This window comes from Paraburkholderia sp. SIMBA_027, assembly GCF_046535315.1.
Taxonomy (GTDB): Bacteria; Pseudomonadota; Gammaproteobacteria; order Burkholderiales; family Burkholderiaceae; genus Paraburkholderia; species Paraburkholderia tropica.
In genome coordinates, this window is record NZ_JAWRWY010000028.1 from 42,776 (window position 1) to 66,942 (window position 24,167).

Annotated in this window: 20 protein-coding genes; 7 read left to right on the forward strand and 13 right to left on the reverse strand. The window is 66.5% G+C overall.

The window, feature by feature from the left end:
• Positions 1-34 precede the first annotated feature (34 nt).
• Entirely contained in the window at positions 35-1,090 is a 1,056-nt protein-coding gene (locus tag SB764_RS35330; protein WP_183717380.1) for a Gfo/Idh/MocA family oxidoreductase, read from the forward strand.
• 152 nt (positions 1,091-1,242) lie between these two features.
• A complete protein-coding gene (locus SB764_RS35335; RefSeq protein WP_027815106.1) occupies positions 1,243-1,470 on the forward strand; it encodes a sulfurtransferase TusA family protein in 228 nt (75 codons plus the stop codon).
• A gap of 93 nt (positions 1,471-1,563) precedes the next feature.
• Here the strand turns inward: SB764_RS35335 and galU are convergent, their stop codons facing one another.
• Positions 1,564-2,445: a UTP--glucose-1-phosphate uridylyltransferase GalU gene (gene galU, locus SB764_RS35340; protein ID WP_065065871.1), complete on the reverse strand. Its 882-nt coding sequence runs from the start codon at positions 2,443-2,445 to the stop codon at positions 1,564-1,566.
• 65 nt (positions 2,446-2,510) lie between these two features.
• Positions 2,511-5,378: a valine--tRNA ligase gene (locus SB764_RS35345; RefSeq protein WP_065065870.1), complete on the reverse strand. Its 2,868-nt coding sequence runs from the start codon at positions 5,376-5,378 to the stop codon at positions 2,511-2,513.
• A gap of 343 nt (positions 5,379-5,721) precedes the next feature.
• Between SB764_RS35345 and SB764_RS35350 the strand changes: the two genes are divergently transcribed.
• Both SB764_RS35350 and SB764_RS35355 read left to right on the forward strand, forming a co-directional pair.
• Positions 5,722-8,103 (forward strand): UvrD-helicase domain-containing protein, encoded by a 2,382-nt coding sequence (locus SB764_RS35350; protein ID WP_183717382.1) that lies wholly within the window; start codon positions 5,722-5,724, stop codon positions 8,101-8,103.
• A 74-nt stretch (positions 8,104-8,177) separates the two neighbouring features.
• Complete coding sequence (locus SB764_RS35355; protein ID WP_074987440.1) at positions 8,178-8,975, forward strand: 5'-methylthioadenosine/adenosylhomocysteine nucleosidase; 798 nt, start codon at positions 8,178-8,180, stop codon at positions 8,973-8,975.
• Between the two features lie 3 nt (positions 8,976-8,978).
• On the opposite strand, the gene SB764_RS35360 is transcribed toward SB764_RS35355, so the two are convergent.
• From SB764_RS35360 to SB764_RS35385, 6 genes are all read right to left on the reverse strand, one after another.
• Positions 8,979-10,892, reverse strand: a complete 1,914-nt coding sequence (locus SB764_RS35360) for a propionate--CoA ligase (RefSeq protein WP_110329542.1) — start codon at positions 10,890-10,892, stop codon at positions 8,979-8,981.
• A gap of 180 nt (positions 10,893-11,072) precedes the next feature.
• Complete coding sequence (locus SB764_RS35365) at positions 11,073-11,714, reverse strand: HyaD/HybD family hydrogenase maturation endopeptidase (RefSeq protein ID WP_410866190.1); 642 nt, start codon at positions 11,712-11,714, stop codon at positions 11,073-11,075.
• A 302-nt stretch (positions 11,715-12,016) separates the two neighbouring features.
• Positions 12,017-12,880 (reverse strand): HlyD family secretion protein, encoded by an 864-nt coding sequence (locus SB764_RS35370; RefSeq protein ID WP_065065866.1) that lies wholly within the window; start codon positions 12,878-12,880, stop codon positions 12,017-12,019.
• 17 nt (positions 12,881-12,897) lie between these two features.
• Positions 12,898-13,101, reverse strand: coding sequence for a DUF1656 domain-containing protein (locus SB764_RS35375; RefSeq protein ID WP_173816805.1), 204 nt, complete (start codon positions 13,099-13,101; stop codon positions 12,898-12,900).
• Positions 13,088-15,346: an FUSC family protein gene (locus SB764_RS35380; protein ID WP_410866191.1), complete on the reverse strand. Its 2,259-nt coding sequence runs from the start codon at positions 15,344-15,346 to the stop codon at positions 13,088-13,090. The genes SB764_RS35375 and SB764_RS35380 overlap by 14 nt, the downstream gene beginning before the upstream one ends.
• 11 nt (positions 15,347-15,357) lie before the next feature.
• The gene (locus SB764_RS35385) at positions 15,358-17,001 is read right to left on the reverse strand and encodes an efflux transporter outer membrane subunit (protein ID WP_410866192.1); all 1,644 of its coding nucleotides are present in this window, start codon (positions 16,999-17,001) and stop codon (positions 15,358-15,360) included.
• Between the two features lie 156 nt (positions 17,002-17,157).
• Here SB764_RS35385 and SB764_RS35390 point away from each other — a divergent pair, with 156 nt between their 5' ends.
• Positions 17,158-18,099: a LysR family transcriptional regulator gene (locus SB764_RS35390; protein ID WP_065065862.1), complete on the forward strand. Its 942-nt coding sequence runs from the start codon at positions 17,158-17,160 to the stop codon at positions 18,097-18,099.
• A gap of 165 nt (positions 18,100-18,264) precedes the next feature.
• On the forward strand, positions 18,265-18,417 hold the full coding sequence (locus SB764_RS35395; RefSeq protein WP_167371430.1) for a hypothetical protein: 153 nt from the start codon (positions 18,265-18,267) through the stop codon (positions 18,415-18,417).
• A gap of 124 nt (positions 18,418-18,541) precedes the next feature.
• Here the strand turns inward: SB764_RS35395 and SB764_RS35400 are convergent, their stop codons facing one another.
• From SB764_RS35400 to wrbA, 4 genes are all read right to left on the reverse strand, one after another.
• Positions 18,542-19,348: a metallophosphoesterase gene (locus tag SB764_RS35400; protein WP_110329539.1), complete on the reverse strand. Its 807-nt coding sequence runs from the start codon at positions 19,346-19,348 to the stop codon at positions 18,542-18,544.
• Between the two features lie 41 nt (positions 19,349-19,389).
• Complete coding sequence (locus SB764_RS35405; RefSeq protein WP_065065860.1) at positions 19,390-20,826, reverse strand: FAD-binding oxidoreductase; 1,437 nt, start codon at positions 20,824-20,826, stop codon at positions 19,390-19,392.
• A 299-nt stretch (positions 20,827-21,125) separates the two neighbouring features.
• Entirely contained in the window at positions 21,126-21,569 is a 444-nt protein-coding gene (locus SB764_RS35410; protein WP_065065859.1) for a DUF2069 domain-containing protein, read from the reverse strand.
• A 128-nt stretch (positions 21,570-21,697) separates the two neighbouring features.
• Positions 21,698-22,306: an NAD(P)H:quinone oxidoreductase gene (gene wrbA, locus SB764_RS35415; protein ID WP_065065858.1), complete on the reverse strand. Its 609-nt coding sequence runs from the start codon at positions 22,304-22,306 to the stop codon at positions 21,698-21,700.
• Positions 22,307-22,426: 120 nt separating this feature from the next.
• Between wrbA and SB764_RS35420 the strand changes: the two genes are divergently transcribed.
• The gene (locus tag SB764_RS35420) at positions 22,427-23,734 is read left to right on the forward strand and encodes a YihY family inner membrane protein (RefSeq protein ID WP_321858432.1); all 1,308 of its coding nucleotides are present in this window, start codon (positions 22,427-22,429) and stop codon (positions 23,732-23,734) included.
• Positions 23,735-23,785: 51 nt separating this feature from the next.
• Here SB764_RS35420 and SB764_RS35425 read toward each other — a convergent pair whose 3' ends face one another.
• Positions 23,786-24,109 carry an Mpo1-like protein gene (locus SB764_RS35425; RefSeq protein WP_065065857.1) on the reverse strand — a complete coding sequence of 108 codons (324 nt, stop codon included), beginning with the start codon at positions 24,107-24,109 and terminating at the stop codon, positions 23,786-23,788.
• Positions 24,110-24,167: the final 58 nt, after the last annotated feature.

Here is a 24,167-nt window from a genome sequence, read left to right on the forward strand (position 1 = left end):
CTAGGATGACGAAATAGTATTCTGGAGGCGGACTATGCAGGCAAACGAACGTGCCCGGCCGTTGCGCGTGGGCGTGGTGGGACTGGGGCGGCTCGGGCGGCGGCATGCGCTCAATCTCGCGTACCGCGTGCCGGGCGCGGTGCTGGCGGCGGCGTGCAGTCCGCTCGACGACGACCTCGCATGGGCGCGCGACACGCTGCCCGCGACGCGGCTCTACGGCGACTACGCGCAACTGCTCGCCGATAGCGAAATCGACGCGGTCTGGCTGGTCACGCCGTCGTCGCTGCATGCGCAGCAGATCGTCGACGCATTGCGCGCGGGCAAGCACGTATTCTGCGAAAAGCCGCTCTCGCTCGACGTCGCCGAATGCGAGCGCGTGGTCGACGAGGCGCGCCGCCATGCGGGCCAGCAGGTCATGATCGGCTTCATGCGCCGTTTCGATCCGAGCTATCACGATGCCTTCGACAAAGTGCGCGCGGGCAAGATCGGCAAACCGTTTCTCGTGCGCTCGCAGAACTGCGATCTCAATGATCCCGATGGTTTTTTCGTGCGTTTCGCGCCCACCTCGGGCGGCATCTTTCTCGACTGCACGGTGCACGATATCGACGTCGCGCGCTGGCTGCTCGGCAAGCCGCGCGCCACGCGCGTCTATGCGGCGGGCGCGATCGCGCTGCACGACGGCCTGCGCGATTTCGGCGACGTCGACAACGGCGTCGCGATCTGCGAATTCGAAGGCGGCAAGCTCGCGATGTTCTACGCGTCGCGCACGATGGCGCACGGCAACGACACGTCGAGCGAGGTGATCGGCACGGCGGGCGCGCTGGCGATCGGTCGTGTGCCGCGCAGCAACCGCGTCGAGATCTACGACGCGCTCGGCGTGCGCAGCGAATGCACGCCGACGTTCTTCGAGCGTTTCGAGGAAGCGTTTCTGATCGAGGCGCAGGCGTTCGTGGCGTCGGTGCGCGCGCGACTCAACGGCGCCACGGCCGATGCTGGCGAGGGCGCGTCGCTGGAGGATGCGCTGGAGGCGACGCGCATCGGCTGCGCGCTGCGCGAATCGCTGCATACGGGGCAGGCGGTGACGCTCTGACTCGCGCGGGGTGCATCCGCCGTGCGTTCATGGGCGAGCGGAGCAGGGCGCTGCTGCGGTAAAATCGCCGCTATCTGACGTCACGTCAAGCAGAGCACCAGCGCCGCGAGCAGCCTCGGCGGCGCGCCACAGAAGGAAGCACCCCGATGCAGATTCAGGTTCACAAGGAAGTGGATGCACGCGGGCTGAACTGCCCGCTGCCGATCCTGCGCGCCAAGAAGGCGCTCGCCGACATGGAAAGCGGCCAGATTCTCAAGGTGCTCGCGACCGATCCCGGCTCGCAGCGCGATTTCGCCGCGTTCGCGAAGCAGACCGGCAACGAGATCGTGGAGAGCACGCAGCAGGACAAGACGTTCGTGTTCCTGATGCGCCGGCGATAAACTCGCGCGCCGCCGCTCACGCGCATAAAAAAAGCCCGCAATCGCGAGATTGCGGGCTTTTTTCTGTCCGGCGGAAAGCGGATCAGCCTTCCATCAGCCTTCGAGCACCGGGTTGCGCGTGCGCAGGTATTCGGCGAAGTCGTCGCCCACTTCGGGGTGACGCAGCGCGAATTCCACGGTCGCCTTCAGGTAGCCGAGCTTGCTGCCACAGTCGAAACGCGTGCCGTGATACTTGTACGCCAGCACCTGCTCGTCGGCGAGCAGCGACTGGATGGCGTCGGTCAGTTGCAGTTCGCCGCCCGCGCCCGGCTTGATCGAGCGGAGGTGGTCGAAAATGCGCGGCTTGAGCACGTAGCGGCCCACGACGCCGAGGTTCGACGGCGCGACTTCGGGCGCCGGCTTTTCGACGATGCCCGACAGCTTGACGATCGAATCTTCCCACTCCTTGCCGTCGACGATGCCGTACGAGCGCGTTTCCGAGGGCGGGATCTCTTCCACGCCCAGCACCGAGCTATGGTAGTGGTCGAACACTTCGACCATCTGCTGCATGACGGGCGGCGTGCCGTACAGCAGGTCGTCCGCGAGAATCACGGCGAACGGGTTGTCGCCCACGAGCTTTTCCGCGCACAGCACGGCGTGACCGAGACCGAGCGCTTCCGGCTGGCGCACGTAGAAGCAGTCGACGTTGTTCGGCTTGATGTTGCGAACCAGTTCGAGCAGCTTTTCCTTGCCGCGCGCTTCGAGTTCGGCTTCGATCTCATACGACTTGTCGAAATGGTCCTCGATCGCGCGCTTGCTGCGCCCGGTCACGAAGATCATTTCGGTGATGCCCGCCGCGACGGCTTCCTCGACCGCGTACTGGATCAGCGGCTTGTCGACGACCGGCAGCATTTCCTTCGGGCTGGCCTTCGTTGCCGGAAGGAAGCGCGTGCCGAGGCCCGCCACCGGGAATACCGCTTTCGTTACTTTTAGCATGTCTATGGTCCTGGTCGTGGTGGGATGACGCCGCCCGCGCGCCGCCATCCGTCACCTTAGCCGAATCAGGCAGGCAGGCGCGCGAGTTGCGCGGTCAGCTTGCCGAGCGTGGCCTGGAATTCTGCCAGTCGTTTCTGCTCCTGTTCAACCACGGCAGGCGGAGCTTTTGCGACAAAACTTTCATTACCGAGCTTCGCGTTGCACTTCGTCACTTCATTGGACAGTCGTGCGATTTCCTTCGAGAGCCGCTCGCGTTCCGCGGCGACGTCGATTTCCACCTTCAGCACGAGCTTGTCCGTTCCTACGATAGCAACCGGCGCGCCCGCCGAAGCGGCGTCGAGCGCGGCCTCGTCGGCGATGATCTGGACCTCCGAAAGCTTCGCGAGCGCCTGCGCGTAAGGCGCAAACGTGGCGAGGCGTTCGGCGTTGCCGGTGGCCAGCAGCGGCACCTTGACCGCGGGCGAGAGGCTCATCTCGCCGCGCAGGTTACGGCAGGCGTCGATCACGGCCTTCAGGTCGGCGGCCCATTGCTCCGCGGCTTCGTCGACCTTCTTCGAATCCGCGAGCGGGTAGCGCTGCATCATGATCGATGCCTCGCCTTCCTTCGCGTCCTTCGGGTACGCGTCGGTCAGCGGCGCAACCTTCTGCCACAGCGCTTCGGTAATGAACGGAATCACCGGATGCGCGAGGCGCAGCACGGTTTCCAGCACGCGCAGCAGCGTGCGGCGCGTGGCGCGCTGCTGCTCGGGCGTACCGGTCTGGATCTGCACTTTCGCCAGTTCCAGATACCAGTCACAGTATTCATCCCAAACGAACTTGTAAATGGCATTGGCCACATTGTCGAAGCGATAGTCGGCGAAACCCTTCGCGACTTCGGCTTCGGTGCGCTGGAGCTGCGAGACGATCCAGCGGTCGGCCTGCGAGAAGTCCGTGTAGCCGCCCGGGCCGCAATCGCCCGGTTGGCAGTCGCCCGGCTTCGAGAAGCCGCAGTCGTGCCCTTCGCAGTTCATCAGCACGAAACGCGTGGCGTTCCAGAGCTTGTTGCAGAAGTTGCGGTAGCCCTCGCAGCGCGCCAGGTCGAAGTTGACGTTGCGGCCGAGCGTGGCCATGGATGCCATCGTGAAGCGCAGCGCGTCGGTGCCGTAGGCGGCGATGCCGTCCGGGAATTCCTTGCGCGTCTTCTTTTCGATGGTGGCGGCCTGCTTCGGGTTCATCAGGCCCGTGGTGCGTTTGGCGACCAGCGTTTCCAGGTCGATGCCGTCGACGATGTCGATCGGGTCGAGCGTGTTGCCCTTGCTCTTCGACATCTTCTGGCCTTCGGCGTCGCGCACGAGACCGTGCACGTAGACCGTCTCGAACGGCACCTGACCGGTGAAGTGCGTGGTCATCATGACCATGCGCGCCACCCAGAAGAAAATGATGTCGAAGCCCGTGACCAGCACCGAAGAGGGCAGGAAAGCCTTCAGTTCGGGCGTTTCTTCAGGCCAGCCGAGCGACGAGAACGGCACCAGCGCCGACGAGAACCACGTGTCGAGCACGTCTTCGTCGCGCTTGAGCGCGCCGGTGTAACCCTTGGCGTCGGCCTGCGCGCGGGCGTCTTCTTCGGTCTTCGCGACGAAGATTTCACCGTTTTCGCCGTACCACGCCGGGATTTGATGGCCCCACCAGAGCTGACGCGAGATACACCAGTCCTGGATGTTTTCGAGCCACTGGTTGTACGTGGTGGTCCAGTTTTCCGGCACGAACTTGATCTGGCCGTTGCGCACCACGTCGAGCGCGGTTTCGGTGATCGACTTGCCCGGATTGAAGGTGCCTTCCGGCGCCGGCTTGGTCATCGCCACGAACCACTGGTCGGTGAGCAGCGGTTCGAGCACGACGCCCGTGCGGTCGCCGCGCGGCACCATCAGCTTGTGCGGCTGCACCGATTCGAGCGCGCCGAGCGCTTCGAGGTCGGCGACGACCTGCTTGCGCGCCTCGAAACGGTCGAGGCCGCGGTATTGTTCCGGCGCGTTCTCGTTGATCTTCGCTTCGAGCGTGAGGATCTCGATCATCGGCAGGCCGTGACGCTGGCCGACCTGATAGTCGTTGAAGTCGTGCGCCGGCGTGACCTTCACGACGCCCGTGCCGAATTCGCGGTCGACGTAGTCGTCGGCGATCACGGGGATTTCGCGGTCGGTCAGCGGCAGCTTGACCATCTTGCCGATCAGGTGCGCATAGCGCTCGTCTTCCGGATGCACCATCACGGCCGTGTCGCCGAGCATGGTTTCCGGACGCGTGGTGGCGACGGTGAGCGTGGCCGAGCCGTCCGCGAGCGGATAGCGGATGTGCCACAGATGACCGTTTTCCTCTTCGCTCGCCACTTCGAGGTCGGAGACGGCGGTGCCCAGCACCGGGTCCCAGTTCACGAGGCGCTTGCCGCGGTAGATCAGGCCCTGGTCGTAAAGGCGCACGAACACGTCGCGCACGGCGGCCGACATCTTGTCGTCCATCGTGAAGTACTCGCGCGACCAGTCGATCGACGCGCCGAGGCGGCGCACCTGGCCGGTGATGGTCGAACCCGACTGCTGCTTCCATTCCCACACGCGTTCGACGAACTTCTCGCGGCCGAGGTCATGGCGCGAAACTTTCTGCGCGTCGAGCTGGCGCTCGACCACGATCTGCGTGGCGATGCCCGCGTGGTCGGTGCCGGGAACCCACAGCGTGTTTTCGCCGAGCATGCGGTGAAAGCGCGTGAGGCCGTCCATGATCGTCTGGTTGAACGCGTGCCCCATGTGCAGCGTGCCGGTGACGTTGGGCGGCGGCAACTGGATCGAGAAGTTCTTGCGGCCGGGCTCGAAGGTTGCGGCCGCGTAGCCTCGACGCTCCCACTCAGGGCCCCATTGGGCCTCGATGGTCTGGGGCTCGAAGCTTTTCGCTAGCGTGCTGTCGCTCATGGGTGGAATCTGCCGAAAAAGAGATGCGGAAACGATCAATTATAAGGGGAAGTGCCGCGCGCGCCCCGTCCTGTCGAGAGCTTGCATGGCGCGCACGCGGCGGCGGCGCGGTTGAGCGGGTATTGCGAACACGTTGCGCACATGTTGCGCGCCGCGAAGGACGCCGCGAAGGGCGGCATGACGGACGCGCCTTGACGATTCACCCGGGCACGCCGTTCAGGCCCGGATTCCGACCCGGATGGACGCACCGGTCCACGGACGGCAGCGCAGGCGGGCGGGATTTATAATGTCGTCCGGCTTTCCCGTTGCGCCGCCCCGCGCGCGCCTCACTCCTCGCTATTCCATGCCCGAACTGCTCGCGAATCTGAACCCCGAACAACACGCCGCCGTCACGCTGCCAAACGAACCGGCGCTCATTCTGGCCGGGGCGGGCAGCGGCAAGACGCGCGTGCTCATCACGCGCATCGCGTGGCTGATCCAGCAGGGTCTCGCCTCGCCGATGACCATTCTCGCCGTGACCTTCACGAACAAGGCCGCGCGCGAAATGATGAGCCGTCTGCAGGCCATGATGCCGATCGACACGCGCGGCATGTGGATCGGCACCTTTCACGGTCTCTGCAATCGCATGCTGCGCGCGCATTATCGCGACGCGGGCCTGCCGCAGACCTTCCAGATCCTCGATACGGCCGACCAGCTGTCGGCCATCAAGCGTCTGATGAAGGGCCTGAACATCGACGACGAAAAGTACCCGGCGAAGAACCTCCAGTACTTCATCAACAACGCGAAGGAGCAGGGCCTGCGTCCGAAGGACGTCGACGTCACCGACGACTTCAACCGCAAGTTCGTCGAGCTGTACGAGGCCTACGACCAGCAGTGCCAGCGTGAAGGCGTGGTCGATTTCGCCGAGCTGCTGCTGCGCTGCTACGAACTGCTGTCGTATAACGCGCCGCTGCGCGCGCATTACCAGAGCCGTTTCCGCGACATTCTCGTCGACGAGTTCCAGGACACCAACAAGCTCCAGTACGCGTGGCTCAAGCTGCTCGCGGGCCCGGGCAACGCGATCTTCGCGGTCGGCGACGACGACCAGTCGATCTACGCATTCCGTGGCGCGAACGTCGGCAACATGCGCGACTTCGAAGAGGAATTCCGCGTCAAGCATCTGATCAAGCTGGAGCAGAACTACCGCTCGCACGGCCATATTCTCGATGCGGCGAACCATCTGATCTCGCATAACTCGCGGCGTCTGGGCAAGAATCTGCGCACCGACGCGGGGCATGGCGAGCCGGTGCGCGTCTACGAGGCGGCCACCGATTCGCAGGAAGCGGGCTGGATCGTCGAGGAGATTCGCGCGCTCATCAATCAGGGGCTCGCGCGTCACGAAATCGCGATTCTGTATCGCAGCAACGCGCAGTCGCGCACGATCGAGCACACGCTCGTGAACGCCGGCGTGCCGTACAAGGTGTATGGCGGGCTGCGCTTCTTCGAGCGTCAGGAAGTGAAGCACGCGCTCGCGTATCTGCGCCTGATCGACAATCCGAACGACGACACCGCCTTCGCGCGCGTCGTGAACTTTCCGACGCGCGGCATCGGCGCGCGCTCGATCGAGCAACTGGCCGACGCGGCGCGTCTGTACAACTGCTCGATGGCCGCGGCGATTCCCTACGTCACGGGCAAGGCGGGCACGAGCCTCGGCGCGTTCGCCAATCTGGTCGCGAAGATGCGCGCCGAAACGGCGCAGATGAGCCTGCCGGAAACCGTCGAATACACGGTGCGCATGAGCGGTCTCGCCGAGTTCTATCAGAACGAGCGCGAAGGCCAGGACCGGCTGGAGAACTTGCAGGAACTCGTGACGGCGGCCACGGCCTTCGTCAGCGAAGAGGGCTACGGCATGGACACGCCGGCGCGCTCGATTCCGCTGCGTCCGGGCGCGAGCAAGGCGCCGGAACTGGTCTCGCAGGACGGCGAAATCGAAGTGCTCGACGCGGCCACGATCACCGATCCCGCGCAGAATCCCGACGTCATGACGCCGCTCGCGGGCTTCCTCTCGCACGCGTCGCTCGAAGCGGGCGACAACCAGGCGCAGGCGGGCCAGGACGCCGTTCAGCTGATGACGGTGCACGCGGCGAAGGGCCTGGAATTCACGGCGGTGTTCATCACCGGTCTCGAAGAGGGCCTGTTCCCGCACGAGAACAGCGCGATGGAAGCCGACGGTCTGGAAGAAGAGCGCCGCCTGATGTACGTGGCGATCACGCGCGCGAAGGAGCGGCTGTATATCTCGTTCGCGCAGAGCCGTCTGCTGCACGGCCAGACGCGCTACAACGTGCGCTCGCGCTTCTTCGACGAGCTGCCGCAGGAGTCGCTCAAGTGGCTCACGCCGAAGGTCGAGGCGGGCGCGCGTTGGGGCGGCCGCTCGGATAACGCGGGCTGGGGCCGCGACTGGTTCTCGCGCGGCGGCAATGGGAACGGCGGCAATGGTGGCGGCGGCTCGCGCGATCGCGACGCCTACGTGGCCGACAAGACGCCGCTGCCGTCCTACGCGAACGAACAGCGCGCCGCCGAGTCGGGTTTCCGCGTCGGCCAGGCCGTGTTCCACACCAAGTTCGGCGAGGGTGCGATCATCGCGCTCGAAGGCAGCGGCACCGATGCCAAGGCGCAAGTCCGCTTCAAGCGCCACGGCGAGAAGTGGCTCGCGCTGGCGGTGGCCAAGCTCCAGGCCGTCGACTGACGCACACGCCAAAGCGTAAAAAACGGGCGTGCCACGGCGCACGCCCATCACGCCTTTTCCGGAAGATTCCGACGATGAACACCACTTCCCGTCCGCTCGGCGTGCTCGCCGCGCTGCCCCAGGAACTCGGCGACCTGATCGCCGCCATGCAGGCCGAATCGGGCGTCGTCACGCGCACCTTCGGCAAGCGCGATTACCACCTCGGCACCGTGCACGGCGCGCCGTGCGTCGTCACGCTGGCGCGCGTCGGCAAGGTGGCGGCGGCGGCCACGACGAGCGCGCTGATCCACGCGTTCGATGTCGATGCGATCGTGTTTACCGGCGTGGCGGGCGGCGTGGGCGAGAACGTGCACGTGGGCGACGTGGTGGTCGGCGAAACGCTGCTCCAGCACGACATGAACGCCGAGCCGCTGTTTCCGCGTCACGAGATTCCGCTGCTCGCGCGCTCGCGTTTCGACGCCGACCGCGCGCTCGCCGATGCGCTGGCCGCCGCGTGCGAGCGCTTCATCGCGGAAGAGGGCGACGCGCTGTCGGCGCAGTTCGGCGCCGCGCTGCCGCGCCTCGCGAACGCGCGGCCGGGCGTGCATCGCGGCCTCGTGATCAGCGGCGATCAGTTCGTCGCGAGCGCCGCCGCCGTGGGCGCGTTGCGCGCGCTGCTGCCCGACGCGCTGGCGGTGGAAATGGAAGGCGCCGCGATCGCCCAGGTCTGCCACGAATACGACGTGCCGTGCGCGATCGTGCGCACCATCTCCGACACCGCCGACGAACACGCGAGCACGTCGTTTTCGTCGTTTCTCGCCGATATCGCCGGCACCTACTCGACCGGCATTCTCAAGCGTTTTCTCGCGGCCTACACCCCGGTCGCGCGCTGATTTTCAGCGACCTTGGCGTTCGCCTGCGGCGTTGACCGCCTCGCGAATCTGCTGGAGCGCCGACGCATCTTCGATCGTCGGCAGATCGCCGGGCTCGCGGCCTTCCGCGAGCGCCGCGATCGCGCGGCGCAGCAGCTTGCCCGAGCGCGTCTTCGGCAGCATCGAGACGAAATGCACGCGCGCGGGCCGGCCGATCGCGCCGAGCTGGCGGTCCACCGTCGTCGCGATGGCCGTGGCGAGCTTGTCCGCCGCTTTCGGGTCGGCCGCCGCCGCGGCGTCGCGCAACACCACGAAGGCGAGCGCGGCCTGGCCCTTCACCGCATCGTTGACGCCGACCACGGCTACTTCAGCCACCGCCGCGTGCGACGAGATCGCTTCTTCGATCTCGCGCGTGCCGAGCCGATGCCCGGCCACGTTGATGACGTCGTCGGTGCGCCCGAGGATCGTCACGTAGCCGTTTTCATCCTGCATGCCCCAGTCGAAGGTCGAATACACCTGCTGGCCGGGCACGCTTTCCCAGTACGTTTTCACGAAGCGCGCGTCGTCGCCCCAGACCGTCTGCATGCAGCCGGGCGGCAGCGGATAACCGAGGGTGATGACGCCTTTTTGGCCGCTCGCGCAGGGCTCGCCGGTGTGCTCGTCGCGCAGCACGAGGTCGTAGCCATAGCAGGGCACGCCCGGCGAACCGAGCTTCTGCGGCAGCGCTTCCACGCCGCCCTGGTTCGCCAGCATCGGCCAGCCGGTTTCGGTCTGCCAGTAGTTGTCGACGACCGGTTTGCCGAGCGCGTCCGAAATCCAGGTGGCGGTCGGTTCGTCGAGCGGTTCGCCCGCGAGAAAGAGCGTGCGCAGGCTCGACAGATCGGCGGCGTGCAGCAGCGCCGGGTCCTGCTTCTTGAGCACGCGGATCGCCGTGGGCGCGGTGAACATCAGGTTGATCTTGTGCTGTTCGACGAGCCGCCACCAGATGCCGCCGTCGGGGCGGATCGGCGTGCCTTCGTACATCACCGTGGTCATGCCCGCGAGCAAGGGCGCGTAGATGATGTAGCTGTGGCCTACGACCCAGCCGATGTCCGAGGCGGTGAACATCGTATCGCCCGGGCGGCCCTCGAAGATGTAGTCCATCGACGCCGCGAGCGCGACCGCGTAGCCGCCCACGTCGCGCTGCACGCCCTTCGGTTTGCCCGTGGTGCCGGAGGTGTAGAGGATGTACGAGGGCTCGTTCGATTCGAGCCATTCGCACGGTATGCGGGCGTCGTAAAACTGCTCGCGCAACGGCTCGTAGTGGACCAGATAGGGCGCGTCGAGGCGTTCGGGTGCGAGCTGGCGGTCGATCAGCAACACGTGCGGCGGCGCGTGTGCCGCGCGCGACATCGCTTCGTCGACGAGCGGCGCGTAGTCGATCACCTTGCCGCCGCGCGCGCCGGCGTCGGCGCTCACGAGCAGCATGGGCTTCGCGTCGTCGATGCGGGCGGCGAGACTCGGCGCCGCGAAGCCGCCGAACACGACCGAATGGATCGCGCCCAGCCGCGCGCAGGCCAGCATGGCGAACACGGCCTCGGGAATCATCGGCAGATAGATCAGCACGCGGTCGCCGCGCTTGACGCCCAGCGAGCGCATCACGGCGGCCATGCGGTTCACTTCGGCGTGCAGGTCGGCGTAGGTGTAGCGCCGCTCGATGCCGGTTTCCGTCGAGACGTAGACCAGCGCGTTCTGCTGCGCGCGCGAGGCGAGATGGCGATCGACGGCGTTGAAGCACAGGTTCGTGCGCCCGCCCGTGAACCAGCGCGCGAAGGGCGGATTCGAGCGGTCTAGCACGGCGTCGAAGGGCGTTTCCCAGTGGACGCGCGCGGCTTCGCGGCGCCAGAAGGCGTCGGGCTGTTCGATCGACTCGCGGTGAAAATCGCGGTAACGGCGCATGAGGTGTTTCCTCCCGTGCGATGGGGCGCGGACTGCCGGAACTGGCCCTGGAGTGTCGAGCATAGTGCAGTGCAATGCGAGCGGGCAACGCGGGTTGACCCGTGGGCGCGGCGCGGATCCGGCGGGCGTGGCGGCGATGTGGCGGCGATGTGGCGAAAGCGGCCCGCGCGTTCGCCCGCGTCAGGCGATTTCGTCGGCGCAGCCGGCGCGCTCCGCGCGATGTTCGGTGCGATGTTCGGCGGCCTCGGTCGCCGCGAGCGGCTGGGGGCGCGCATGCCAGCGCCGCAGCCAGCGGCAGGCGGCCGCGACGGCCGGATCGAGCTGGGCGCGCACGGCGTCGTGGAGATCCGCGCCATATTCGGCATGCGCTTGCGGCTGCACGCCGATCAGCACCAGTTCGCGCGGATAGCGGCCCTTGAGCTGCGCGCAGGCGAGCGCATCGGCGAAATCCATCTGGTGCAGATTCACGGCGTGCGTGCGCAGGTGCGCCGTGGCGTCGTCGCCCGTGCGCGCGCACAGCGTGCCGGGCGGCTGGCCAAAATCGGCGGCATTGAACACGATCATGCGCTGCGCCGACTCCACGAGCGGCAGGAGCGCGCGGCCCTGCGTGCCGCCATCGACGCACTCGACATGCGGCGCGCACTGCCACGCCGATCTGAGCCGTTCGAGCGCGCGCACGCCGAAGCCCGCGTCGCCCCATTGCACATTGCCGATTCCGAGCACGACGATGCGCCCCGGCGTGAGCGCGCGCGCCGTCGTTTCCGACAGCGCCGCATGGCCGGACGCAAAGATAAAAGGAAGGTGCTCGGAGAGAAAACCCACGCTGGCAATCCGATCTAGGACGTAAAAATAAGAATAGTCCTAGGTGCAGCCGGTTTTGGGTTTGATGACCGTCAATGACGCGGAGATTTGGACTGTTTCTGAGACAATTTTTTCAAGCCCGAATGGTCGGCCGTCGGCCAATGCCTGGAATCTGGCAAGAACTGTCATGCGAACTTCAGGTGCGCGCGTCGGTGCGCACCACGAAAAAGAGCGCCCGAAGGCGCTCTTTTTCGTGTCCCGTGCTCGCGGGCGTCGGCGGACCGGCTGGCCGCGCGACGCTTGCGCGCACGTTCGGCGCTTGCTCAGGCGCCGGGCTTCACGACCACCGTGCAGGTCGTGCCGGCCGCGAGCACCATGCCGTCGGGCACCTTGTCGATGTGGATGCGCACCGGCACGCGCTGCGCAAGGCGCACCCAGTTGAAGGTCGGATTCACGTCGGCGAGCAGTTCGCGGCTTTGCGGATTGTCGCGGTCGTAGATGCCGCGCGAGATGCTTTCCACGTGACCTTCGAGCGTGCCGCCGCTCATCAGTTTGATCTCGGCCTTGTTGCCCACCTTCACGTGCGGCAGCTTGGTTTCCTCGAAGTAGCCGTAGACCCAGAACGAGTGGCTGTCGACCACGGCGAGCTTCGCCTGGCCCGCGATCGCGTAGTCGCCCTTGAACACCTGCAGATTGGTGATGTAGCCGTCGACCGGCGAGATCACGCGCGTGCGTTCGAGGTTGAGCTTGGCGGCGTCGAGGGCGGCGATCGCCTGCTGATACTGCGCCTGCGCCGAATTCGCGGTGTGCGAGGCGTTTTCGCGGTTTTCCTGCGAGACCACGAGGCTGTCCATGTCGGCGCGGCGGCGGGCGTCGTCGAGCTTCATGGTCAGCTCGGCCTTGCGCGCGGCCACGGCGGCCTCGGCCTGCTCGACGGCGATCTGATAGTGCGACGGGTCGATCTGCATCAGCAGGTCGCCCTTGTGCACGAACTGGTTGTCCTTCACGGGCAGCTCGACCACCGCGCCTGAGACGTCGGGCGCGATGTTCACCACTTCGGCGCGCACGCGGCCGTCGCGCGTCCAGGGTTCGTCCATGTAGTGGACCCACAGCGCGCGGCCCACGAGGATGGCGATGACGAAGATGATCGCCGTCGCGATAAAGCCAATGATATTTCTGATAGTCATGATTCTACGTAGCCGGTTCAACGATAGACGGCGAGTCCGAGCACGCAGCACACGACTACGAGCAGACTCACGCGAAACAGGGACGGGTGCCACACGAGACGGTAGAGGCCGGTGCGGGCCAGCACGGAATCGAGCACCCAGGTGATCGCCGCGCCCAGGATGAAGAGCAGGACGATCGCCGGAATGTAGGCGTCGAGAAACGCAACGTCACGAGGCATGATGGGCTCCTTGCGCATTGCCGGAAGTGGGGGCCGCGCCGTTCTGGCTGAACGGCGCGAGCGGCGATTGCGGATCGATCAGCGCGGTGCGGATGAAATGCAGATGGCTGAGGATGCGCTGCACCGGATGGCGTTCCTCGCGCGGCGCTTCGTCGTTGAGCACGCGTTCGAGCAGATCGCGGCAGGCGGCGATGGCGCCTTCGTTCGCGGCGAGCGCGGCGGCGTAACGCTGCGCGCCCGGCTGGTCGAACAGCGCGCTCAGGTTCTTGAGCGTCGCGTCGACGTGGCCGCGCCAGGCCGTGTCCTTCGCGAAGCGCGGATGCGCGGGCAGCGCGGCCAGATCCTCGCGCAGATCGATCGCGGCGTTGCCGGTTTCGAGCGTCGCGAACATCCAGCGCAGCGTCTCCTGGCGGAACGCCTGATCGTTGCCCGCGAGCGCGCTGAGCTGGAACATCAGGTCGCGCGTGCCGCTTTCGAAGCGGTTGCGCAGACCCGCAAGGCCGGTCAACCGCGCGCGGCACGCATGCACCACCTGGCCGCGCAGATTCGCGAGCAGACGGTTGCGCAGCCACGGCGTCGACGGCGGCAGCAGCACCGCGAACGCGGCGGCCGAGACGACCATCGAAAGACACAGCGCGAGCGCATCGTTGATATAGCCGGTCGGGTTGTACTGCACCACGTTGTCCGGGCCCGCGAGGAAGCACAGGAAGATGCAGTAGCCCATGCCGTAGCCCGCGTAGGCCGGACGCGTCGTCAGGAACACGCCGAAGGCGAGCGCGGGCACGAGCGCGACGCACAGCATCGGAAAGCCGTCGATGTGCGGGAACACGCCGAAGGTCAGGATCATGCCGACGAGCGACGCGAGCATCGTGCCGCCCGCCATCTGGCTCGCCATGCGCGCGGGCTGCGGCGAGGCCGAGGCGAGCGCGCAGGTGGCGGCGGCGTTGAGCACGAGGTTCGTGCCGCTCGGCCAGGCCGTGGCGATCCAGAACGCGCCCAGCAGACCCATCACGATCGCGGCGCGCACGCCGTGCACGCCCGCCGCGACGAGGTTGGTCTTGGGCACGTAGCGCGCGATCCACTTTTCGCGTGCGTGAGTGTCGACGGCGAGCGAGGCGTAGGTCGCCGTGTACTCGTTCATCTCGTGCACGAAGCGGTAGAACAGCTCGGTGGCCGTGTCGAAGTCGAGCAGATCGGACGGCGCGTGCACCTCGCCGATGGCGCGCGCCGCGGCTTGCGCGGCTTCGAGCTGCGCGCGCGTGTCGCGCACGCGTTTGGGCAGCGTCGCGCGATACGCTTCGAGCTGCGCGGCCACATGCACGGCGTCGGCGGCCTTGAGCACGGGCTCGCCCGCCTTGTCGAACAGCGGCGCGATCTCGCGGAAATACGGTTCGAGCGCCTCGACGGTCGCGAGCTTGCCTTCGTCGCGCAGACGGTTCATCAGCTGATGCAGCGCGTGAAAGCGCGTCGAGGCCGACATGAACTCGGTGTTCATGCGCGCGAGACGCCCGGCGCGCATGCGCGAATCGGGCGATTCGAACACGGCGGTGCTGCGGCTCGCCTCGAAGCCGACGATGTCGGCCACGAAGCGCGCGTTGGTCGCCTCGATCTGCGAACGGTCCACGCGGCCGCCCAGCGACGCCGACACGTAATCGACGAACGACGAGAAGCGGCGGCGCACCGTCGAGCGCAGCAGCTCGCCGGTGTAGCGCGGGAACACCACGGCGCTCACGAAGCCCGAGGCGAGAATGCCGAGCGAGATCTCGGCCACGCGCGTCATCGCCGACATGAAGGCGCCGTCGGGATGCTGCGAGGCCGGAATGCCGATCAGCGCGGCCGTGTAACCCGCGAGCACGAAGCCGTACGAGCGGAAGTTGCGGTTGCGCGCCGCGCCCGCCGTGCAGATGCCGACCCACAGCGCCGTGCTCGCGATGAAGAGTTCGGGCTGCTGCGCGAACAGGCCGATCAGCGCGAGCATCACGACGAGGCCGACCAGCGTGCCGCAGATCCGGTAGAAGCTCTTGGCGAACACCGCGCCGCTTTGCGGCTGCATGACGATGAAGACCGTCGTCATGGCCGTGCGCGGCGAGGGCAGGTCGAGCTTCATCGCGATGCCGAGCGCGAGCAGCGCCGCGGCGATCGCCTTGAACAGATAGAGCCAGACGAGGCCGTCGGTGTTCGCCCAGTCGGCGAACGCCTTCACGACGCTCTGGCCGTCCCGCGCGGAAGTGGGTGAGGAGGCTTGCATGGACGTGCGCCTCAGTTCGCCGGGCTTGCCGCCGGGTTCGCCGCCGGGGTCGCCGACGTGGCCGCGCCCGCGGTGCTATCCGCGCTGTCGGCATTCTCGCCGCCGGACTTCGGCGCGAGCAGCGCGGCCGGCATCAGCGGGATCGAGCGCGTCTTCTTGCCGTGCGCGGGCAATTGCTCGGCCTGCGTCGGGCCCTTCGCGGACGGATCGTTCGATGCGTCGACCACGCCGCCGCCCAGCGCCGTCACGAGCGTCGCGTGCGCGCCCAGACGTTCGGCCTGAATGCGCGCCACGCCTTCCTGCGCACGCAGCAGCTGCGATCGCGCGATCAGCACGTTCAGATAGTCGGTCAGACCGCGGCGATAGCCTTCCTGCGAGAGGTCGTAGTTGCGCTGCGCGGCCGCGACCGAGCGATGCGCGTCTTCTTCCTGGGTCGCCAGCGAGCGCATGCGCACGACCTGGTCGGCGATTTCCTTGAGCGCGGTGACGATCGTCTGGTTGTACTGATCGACCGCAAAGTCGTATTCCGCCGACTGCGCGCCGAGTTGCGCGCGCAGGCGTCCGCCGTCGAAAATCGGCAGTGACAACGCGGGACCGGCCGCGTAGCTGCCGCTCATCGACTTGAGGAACTGGAATAGCGGGCCGGCGGCGGCATAGCCGCCCATCGACACCAGCAGGTTCACGTTCGGATAGAAGTCCGCCTTCGCCACGTCGATGCCCCGCGCCTGGGCGGCGACGGTCCAGCGCGCCGCCACGACATCCGGGCGATGGCCGATCAGCTCCGCCGGCAGCGCCGAGGGCAGGCCGGCCGGCGCCGACAGCACGAGCGCCGGACGCGTGATGGATTCGCCCGCGCCCGGACCCTTGCCCGCGAGCGCCGCGAGCTGGTTCTTGCCGAGCGCGATCGATTCTTCCAGCGCGTCGATCTGGCGTTCGTACTCGGGCAGCGGCGTTTCGGCCTGGCTCACTTCGAGCTGGGTGCCGATACCGCCCTTCAGGCGGCGCTGCGCGAGCGCGAGAATTTTCTGCTGTTCGCCGAGCGTCTGCTTCGCGATGTCGAGCAGCGCGTAGTTCATCGACATTTCGATGTAGGCGCGCGTGACGTTCGCTTCGAGTTCGAGCTGTGCGGCGCGCGCGTCGGCGGCCGTGGCGTGCGCCATGTCGAGCGCGCGCTCGGCGTTGTTCTTGTCCTGCCCCCAGAGATCGAGGTGATAGGACAGGCCGAGCGAGGCCGTGTTGTTCCACGTATTCGAATTAGCGAGCGAGCCGGGGCCGTAATAGATATTGTCCGACCAGTGCTGGCGCTGCACCGACATACTGCCGTTGATTTGCGGCAGCAGGCCGGCCTGGGCGACGCCCGCCATCGCGCGCGCTTCGCGAACGCGTGCCTGCGCGCCCGAGAGCGTCGGATTGCCCGCGATCGAGGCTTCGATCCAGGCATTGAGCTGCGGGTCGTTATAGGCGCGCCACCAGTCGCTGGCGGGCCATTGCGCGTCGGTATTGGCGGCGCGGATAGCCGTGCCCGCGTCCAGATCGGCCGCTTCCACGTGTTTCGCTTGCGGTGCGATTCCCCCGGTACTGGCGCAGCCCGCGATTATCAACGAGAACGTAAGAACCGTGAGTGCGGCGAGTCCTTTCGGTACCGGTGACTGCACGTTTTACTCCTTAACTTGGCTATAGATCACTGTGCGTCATTATATTTTTTGCTCGATTGGCGAATAACTGGTAAGGATGCAAGGCATTTTTACGGGATGTGAGATAATAGATTTTACGAAACGTGTAACAATTCGTCCGTCAGATAGAGGATTGGTATGGATACGCTTCAAAACATGCGGGTATTCGTGCGGGTGGTCGAAGCCGGCAGCTTCACCGGCGCGGCTCAGCACCTGAATACGACGACGGCGTACGCGTCGCGCGCGGTCTCCGATCTGGAGGCGCATCTGCGCACGCGTCTGCTGAACCGCACGACGCGCCGCATCGCGCTCACCGAGGCTGGCGAGCGTTATCTGCAACGTTGCGAGCAGATCCTGGCGTACGTCGATCAGGCGGAAGCCGAGGCCGGCGACGCGCATGCGCGTCCGTCGGGCAAGCTCAAGGTCCATGCCATGACGAGCTTCGGCCAGCACTATGTGGTGCCGGCGGTGGGGCAGTATCAACAGATGTATCCGGACGTGCAGGTGGAGCTGACGCTCGCGCAGCGCATGCCGGACCTGCTCGACGAGGGCTACGACGTCGCGCTCGTGCTGGCGACCGATCTGCCCGATTCGGGTTTCGTCTCGCAGCGGTTGACGAGCGCGTTCAGCATTGCGTGCGCATCGCCCGCCTATCTGGAGCGGCGCGGCGTGCCGCAAAAGCCCGCCGATCTCGTCAACCACACCTGTCTGCAACTCGTGACGCCGGTGTTTCCGGTGTCGCAATGGCAGTTCAGCGGCCCGAACGGCAACGAGACGATCGATCTGGGCGCGGCGCCCACGTTCCAGGTGAACGTGGCCGAGGCGCTGGCCGTGGCGGTGAGCGAGGGCATGGGCGTGGGGCTGCTGCCGATTTATTCGGCGATCAGCGGTCTGCGCAGCGGCGAACTCGTCTGGATCCTGCCCGAGTACACCTCGCAGGAGATGAACGTCTACGCGATGTATCCGTCGCGCCAGTATCTCGATGCGAAGATCCGCACATGGGTCGAGCTGCTGCGCGAAAAGCTGCCGACGACGCTCGCCGAGGATCAGGCCGAACTGCGTCGTTTCGCGCGCACCTGAGTGAATACCTGAACGCGCAGGGCGCCGGCCCGGCCGTTTTTGGGGCGGACCGTGACACGCTGTTACAGGATCGGGTTCTCGCAACACTTGCTTACGCACGGCCGCGGGGCGGCTTGGTAAGGTAGCGGGACTGAAACGTCAATTCGCCAGAACCCGAGGATTTCCATGGATACGCATCTGATGATCGGCATCGCCGTGATGATGGGCCTGATCGGCATCGCCGCATCGCGCGACCTGCTGCGCATGCGCCGCGCGCAGCTCCAGCCCGTCGCCCTGCGCGTGCAGCGCCCGGTTGATCGTTCGCGGCCGCTGCGCTGATTGTCGCGATCAAGCGCGATTTAGCGCGATCGAGCCCAATTTAGCGCGCGCCAGCTTTCCTTGCCTCACCGAGCCGGCTCCGTTCGCGAGCCGGCTGCCATGAAGCGGCAACGCTTCGTCTGACTTAAATTTCCACGACCTTGTCCCACGCGAAGGCCGGATTCTCCGGCAGGCCCGTGCGCCGGTCGCGATAACCGCGCGGATTGCACACCACGCGCGTGCCGCCGACCGTGTAGTCGAAGCACGTATGCGTGTGGCCGTGCACCCAGAGCGCGGCGGGCGCACCCACCAGCGCGCCGAGATCGCTCACGAATCCCGCCGACACCGGATCGGTCGCATAACGCGCCGCCAGGCTCTGCCGATGCGGCGCGTGGTGCGTCACCACGATCGTCTTGCCCGCAAACGGCTTCGCCAGTTCCGCCTCCAGCCACGCGCGCGAGCGAGCATGCAGCGCGAGCGAATCCGCGGGCGTGAAATCGCGCGCGCCCGCTTGCGGACTGTCCGGCCAGGACACCTGAATCAAACCCTTGAAATCGAGCATCACGCGCAGCGCCGCCGCGATGGCGGCTTCGCGCGCCGCGTCGCTCGCGCCGAACAGCGCGAAGTCGGCCCACAGCGTCGTGCCGAGCACGCGATAGCGGCCCTGCGGATCGACATAGACGCCGTTGTTCAGGAAGTGGACGTTGTCGAGCGTCGCGGCGGCGTCGCGCATCGCCGCTTCGAGCGCGCCGAGTTCGCCGTCGTAATACTCGTGATTGCCCGGCACGTAGATCACCGGCACGTCCGCGTCGAAGGTCTCGGCGGCCCAGCGCAGCCCGAGCCCGTGATTGTGGATGTCGCCCGCGAGCACGACGAGGTCGGCGTCGGCGTGCGGGATCAGGTCCGGCTCGTCGTTTTCCAGATGCAGATCGGACAGCACGCGAACTTTCACATTGGCTCCTTGCGCATTCAGCGACGGGTTCAGCGACGTCTTCAGCGAATCACTTTGCCCGGATTCATCAGATCGAGCGGATCGAGCGCGTGCTTGATCGCGCGCATCATCGCCATTTCGACTTCGCTCTTGTAGTGCGCGTTTTCGTCGACTTTCAACTGGCCGAGGCCGTGTTCCGCACTGATCGTGCCGCGATGACGCGCGACGCTGTCGTAGACGATGCGGTTCAGCGTTTTCTCGTTTTCCGCAAGAAAGCGCTTTGGGTCGCCGCCCTCGGGCGCCTGCACGTTGTAGTGCAGATTGCCGTCGCCGAGATGGCCGAACGTGACCATGCGCGCGCCGGGCACCGTGCGGGCGATTTCGGCGTCGGTTTCCTCGATGAAGTGGCCGATGCGCGAAATCGGCACGCCGATGTCGTGTTTCACGTTCAGCCCTTCCTGCGCCTGCGCGAGCGGAATGTGCTCGCGGATATTCCAGAACGCCTGCGACTGCGTGAGGTTTTCGGCGACCACGGCGTCGTCGACGAGACCTTGTTCGAGCGCCGCTTCCATCAGCTTCTCGAACAGCGCGCGGCCGTGTTCCTCGCTTTCGTTATCCGAGAGTTCGAGCAGCACGACCTGCGCGTGGCGCGCCTGGAACGGATAGCGCAGTTGCGGGAAGTGACGATTGACGAGCTGCATGCAGAAGTCCGACATCAGCTCGAAGCCGGTCAGTAGCGGGCCCGCGTAGCGCTGCGCGAGCGAGAGAAAGTCGAGCGCGGCGTGGGCCGAGCCGAGCGCCGCGAGCGCGGTGACGCGCGCCGCCGGTTGCGGATGGAGCTTCATGACCGCCGCCGTGATGATGCCGAGCGTGCCTTCCGCGCCGATGAACAGATCGCGCAGATCGTAGCCCGTGTTGTCCTTGCGCAGTCCGCGCAGGCCGTCCCAGAGTTCGCCTTGCGGCGTGACCACTTCGAGACCGAGACACAGCTCGCGCGTGTTGCCGTAGCGCAGCACGCCGGTGCCGCCTGCGTTGGTCGACAGATTGCCGCCGATCGTACAGCTGCCTTCCGCGGCGAGCGAGAGCGGGAACAGACGACCCGCGTCGGCGGCGCGCGCCTGCACTTCGGCGAGGATCACGCCCGCTTCGACGGTGATGGTGTTGTTGTGCGCGTCGATCTCGCGCACGCGATTCAGGCGGCGCAGGCTCAGGACCGCTTGCGCGCCGCTCGTGTCGGGCGTCGCGCCGCCTGCCAGGCCCGTGTTGCCGCCCTGCGGCACGATCGCGACGCGATGGGCGTGCGCGAGTTTCACGATGGCGGCGACTTCATCGGCGTTGGCCGGGCAGAGCACCGCGAACGCCGCGCCCTGATAGCGCTTGCGCCAGTCGGCGAGGTAGGGCGCGGTGTCGTGGGCGTCGGTGAGCACGTGCTGCGCACCGATGGCGGCGGCGCAGGCGTCGAGGAAGGCGGGCTGGACGGAGGCTTGGGTGTCGGTCATGGTGAGTCGGGTGTCTCGGGCGGGCGCGTCGGCGGTGGCGGCGTGCGGGCGCTGTTGTTCGATGTCGGTTGGGCTTGTTCGGTGCGGATCGGTGCTGTTCGGGGCGTGTGCTTGCTGCGCGTGGCGTGATGTCGGCGCGGCGTGGCGGGACGGCCAAAGGGCTAGTTTGACACGTCGGACGCGCTGCCGGGCGCGGCGCGGGCAGTGTGCTTATCGAGGCTGCTTTGAGACTTTGTTGACGGCGCGCCAGATGTCGTCCCCAGTTGTCGCACCCAACTGTCGTACCCAGACGCGCAGCCTTATTGTGCCCCGCGTTTCGCGCGCCGCGCTGCCCGCTTGTAAGGCGCGACGTAAGCCAGCGCGCAGGCAAAGAAGCCGGTCGACAGCGCCACCTCGACCCAGCCGAGCAGATTGCCCGGCGCGGGATCGGTCATGCCGCGCACGATGCCTTCGGCGAAGTAGAGCAGCACCAGCATCGACGCCCATTGCAGCGTATAAAGCCGTCGCCGCAGCACGCCGGGTAGCGCGCAGGCGAGCGGCAGCGCTTTGAGCACGAGCGCGCTGCCGCCGGGGCGCAGCGGCGCGAGCCGCCATTCCCAGGCAAGGCAGAGCAGCGTGAGCGCGGCCAGCATCGCAAAGGCGCCGAGCGCGGCAAAGCGTCGGCCGGCGACGCGGCCCGGCGCGCCGATTGCTGCGAGATCGCTGGCAAACGTTGATGTCGATTCCGGTCCGATGTCGCGCATCGGCACATCGTCGCGACGCGAATTGCCCGATGACGGTAAAGTGCGCGGCTCCGTGGCGGACGAGGCGGTGGAAGCAGCCTTGGCCGCATGATCAGCGTTCGCTGGTTTGTCCGCTTCGTCCGCGCGATTCACGGCCGTTCGCCTTGAGCGAGCGCCAGCGCCGAACGTGCGAGCCGCACGCCCAGCGCGACCGCGAGCGCTTTTTCGTCGGCGCTCAGGCCGTGGTTGCGTCCGTCCGGGCGCGCGTGATGCGAGGCGCCGTAAGGCGTGCCGCCGCCTTCGGTCGAGGCGAGCGCGCTTTCGGTGTAGGGAATGCCCACCAGCAGCATGCCGTGATGCAGCAGCGGCAGCATCATCGAGAGCAGCGTGCTTTCCTGGCCGCCGTGCAGGCTGCCGGTGGAGGTGAACACGCAGCCAGGCTTGCCCGCGAGCGCGCCCGCGAGCCACTGCGGCGTGGTGCCGTCGAGAAAATACTTGAGCGGCGCGGCCATGTTGCCGAAGCGCGTGGGCGAGCCGAGCGCGAGGCCGGCGCATTCCTCGAGGTCGCGCAGCTCCGCGTAGGGCGGGCCGTCGTCGGGAATGTCGGGCGCAGTGGCTTCGCAGACCGTGGACACGGGCGGGACCGTGCGCACGCGCGACTCGGCGCCCGGCACGCTGTCGATGCCCTGGGCGATGGCGCGCGCGAGTTCGCGCGTGGCGCCATGGCGGCTGTAGTAGAGCACAAGAATCGGTTTCATCGGACCTCGTCGGTGGACGGGATATTATAGGGGTTGGGTTCGCCGCCGATGCGGCCCAACGGTTGATGCTTTCTCGTCAGACGCACCTCGTTAGACGCATCGTTTCAGCAGGGCAGGCCAATGGATGTGTTGTCGAAAGTCCGGATCGATCTCGATATCGTGAAGCGTCTCGCGCGCTTCGCGGCGCGGCGTAGTCGCGAGGATCGCATTCCCCAGGTTGCGGGCAGCCTCACGTTCACGACGATGCTCTCGCTCGTGCCGCTCGCCACCGTGGCGTTCGCGCTGTTTACGGCGTTTCCCATCTTCGCGTCATTCCAGAATTCCCTTCAGGGTTTTCTCGCCGACCACCTGATGCCGGCGCAGATCAACAGTCAGATCTTCAAGTACCTGAACCAGTTCGCGTCGAAGGCAAAGGGCCTCACGACCATGGGCATGATCGTGCTCTTCGTGACCTCCGTCATGACGATGATGACGGTCGAATCGGCCTTCAATCTGATCTGGCGCGTGCGCAAGGCGCGCCCGTTCGCGCAGCGCGTGCTGGTGTACTGGGCGATTCTCACGCTCGGGCCGATCCTGATTGGCGTGAGTCTGTCGATTTCGTCGTATCTGTTCACGCGCTCGCTCGCGATTGCCACCGAGCAGCATGTCTCGATGGTGTTCGACTGGCTGCTGATCAGCGCCTCGCTGCCGCTGACGGCGCTCGCGTTCACGATGCTCTATGTCTATCTGCCGAATTGCCGCGTGCAGTGGCGCGACGCGTTGGTGGGCGGCGTGGCGGCGGCGATTGCGTTCGAGCTGGCCAAGCGCGGCTTCGGTTATTACGTGCGCCGCATTCCCACTTATACGGCGGTGTACGGCGCGTTCGCGGCGGCGCCGATGTTCCTGCTCTGGATGTATCTGAGCTGGTTCATCACGCTGGTGGGCGCGATGATTACCTCGGCGTTGCCGGAAATCCGCACCGGGCGCTTCAACCGTCCGCGCTTTCCGGGTAGCGATCTGCTCGACGCGCTCGAATTGCTGGCGGGCCTCGCGGAAACGCGCGACGCCGGCCGACCCGGCATGACCGGCGAGCAACTCGCGCAACTGCTGCGCCGCGACCTCGCGACGGTGACACGGCTCATGGCGGGCCTCGAAGACGACGAACTGATCGCCCGGCTGGAAATGGACGGCGCGAAGCCGCATTACGTGCTGATCGCGAATCCCGCGCGCATTTCCGTGGAGCGGATTTTCGGGCGTTTCGTGATCGACCGCGAGGAACTGGCGTATCAGCTCAAGTCGAGCGATATCGATTCGCATACGCTGCTGGCCGCGCTGGAAAACGACAAGCTGTCGATCTCGCTGGCTTCCTTGCTGGCCGCGCGCCGCGAACTCGCGCGGCTGGCGGAGGCGGGCGACTCCCCCCCTGCGCTGCCGCATCCTGCGGGTTGAGGCGGGCAAGCGGCGCGAACGGCCGCTTGCATTGGGCACTGGCCGCGTCGGCTAGAGCGAAATCTTTCCGCGGCAGATATCCGAAAACATGACCCAATCGCCCATCAGGCTATAGATGGGATGGCGGAACGTGGCGGGGCGGTTCTTCTCGAACACGAAATGCCCGACCCACGCGAAGCCGTAGCCGCACACGACGGCGGCGGGCAGCCAGAGCCAGTTGCCGGTGGCGATGGCCATGGCGACGCAGCCGATCACCCCCAGCGAGCCCACGAAATGCAGGCGCCGCGACATGAGGTTGCTGTGCTCGCTCAGGTAGAACGGATAGAACTGCGCGAAATTCGCGAAGTGTTGCTCGGTGTGGGTGGCGTGGCTCATTGTCTCCTCCGTTGCGCTTCCGGCTTGACCGGCGAGCGCTTGAGGGCCGAGGCGCAAG

What these genes read in the sequence shown, in the direction of transcription:
- SB764_RS35350 (WP_183717382.1), top strand. Translation starts at nt 5,722, where the DNA reads ATGCCCGAACTGCTCGCGAATCTGAACCCCGAACAACACGCCGCCGTC.
- SB764_RS35360 (WP_110329542.1), bottom strand. Translation starts at nt 10,892, where the DNA reads ATGCGCCGTTACCGCGATTTTCACCGCGAGTCGATCGAACAGCCCGAC.
- SB764_RS35395 (WP_167371430.1), top strand. Translation starts at nt 18,265, where the DNA reads ATGGATACGCATCTGATGATCGGCATCGCCGTGATGATGGGCCTGATC.
- SB764_RS35390 (WP_065065862.1), top strand. Translation starts at nt 17,158, where the DNA reads ATGGATACGCTTCAAAACATGCGGGTATTCGTGCGGGTGGTCGAAGCC.
- SB764_RS35420 (WP_321858432.1), top strand. Translation starts at nt 22,427, where the DNA reads ATGGATGTGTTGTCGAAAGTCCGGATCGATCTCGATATCGTGAAGCGT.
- SB764_RS35345 (WP_065065870.1), bottom strand. Translation starts at nt 5,378, where the DNA reads ATGAGCGACAGCACGCTAGCGAAAAGCTTCGAGCCCCAGACCATCGAG.
- SB764_RS35410 (WP_065065859.1), bottom strand. Translation starts at nt 21,569, where the DNA reads ATGCGCGACATCGGACCGGAATCGACATCAACGTTTGCCAGCGATCTC.
- SB764_RS35330 (WP_183717380.1), top strand. Translation starts at nt 35, where the DNA reads ATGCAGGCAAACGAACGTGCCCGGCCGTTGCGCGTGGGCGTGGTGGGA.
- SB764_RS35380 (WP_410866191.1), bottom strand. Translation starts at nt 15,346, where the DNA reads ATGCAAGCCTCCTCACCCACTTCCGCGCGGGACGGCCAGAGCGTCGTG.
- SB764_RS35355 (WP_074987440.1), top strand. Translation starts at nt 8,178, where the DNA reads ATGAACACCACTTCCCGTCCGCTCGGCGTGCTCGCCGCGCTGCCCCAG.
- wrbA (WP_065065858.1), bottom strand. Translation starts at nt 22,306, where the DNA reads ATGAAACCGATTCTTGTGCTCTACTACAGCCGCCATGGCGCCACGCGC.
- galU (WP_065065871.1), bottom strand. Translation starts at nt 2,445, where the DNA reads ATGCTAAAAGTAACGAAAGCGGTATTCCCGGTGGCGGGCCTCGGCACG.
- SB764_RS35405 (WP_065065860.1), bottom strand. Translation starts at nt 20,826, where the DNA reads ATGACCGACACCCAAGCCTCCGTCCAGCCCGCCTTCCTCGACGCCTGC.
- SB764_RS35370 (WP_065065866.1), bottom strand. Translation starts at nt 12,880, where the DNA reads ATGACTATCAGAAATATCATTGGCTTTATCGCGACGGCGATCATCTTC.
- SB764_RS35425 (WP_065065857.1), bottom strand. Translation starts at nt 24,109, where the DNA reads ATGAGCCACGCCACCCACACCGAGCAACACTTCGCGAATTTCGCGCAG.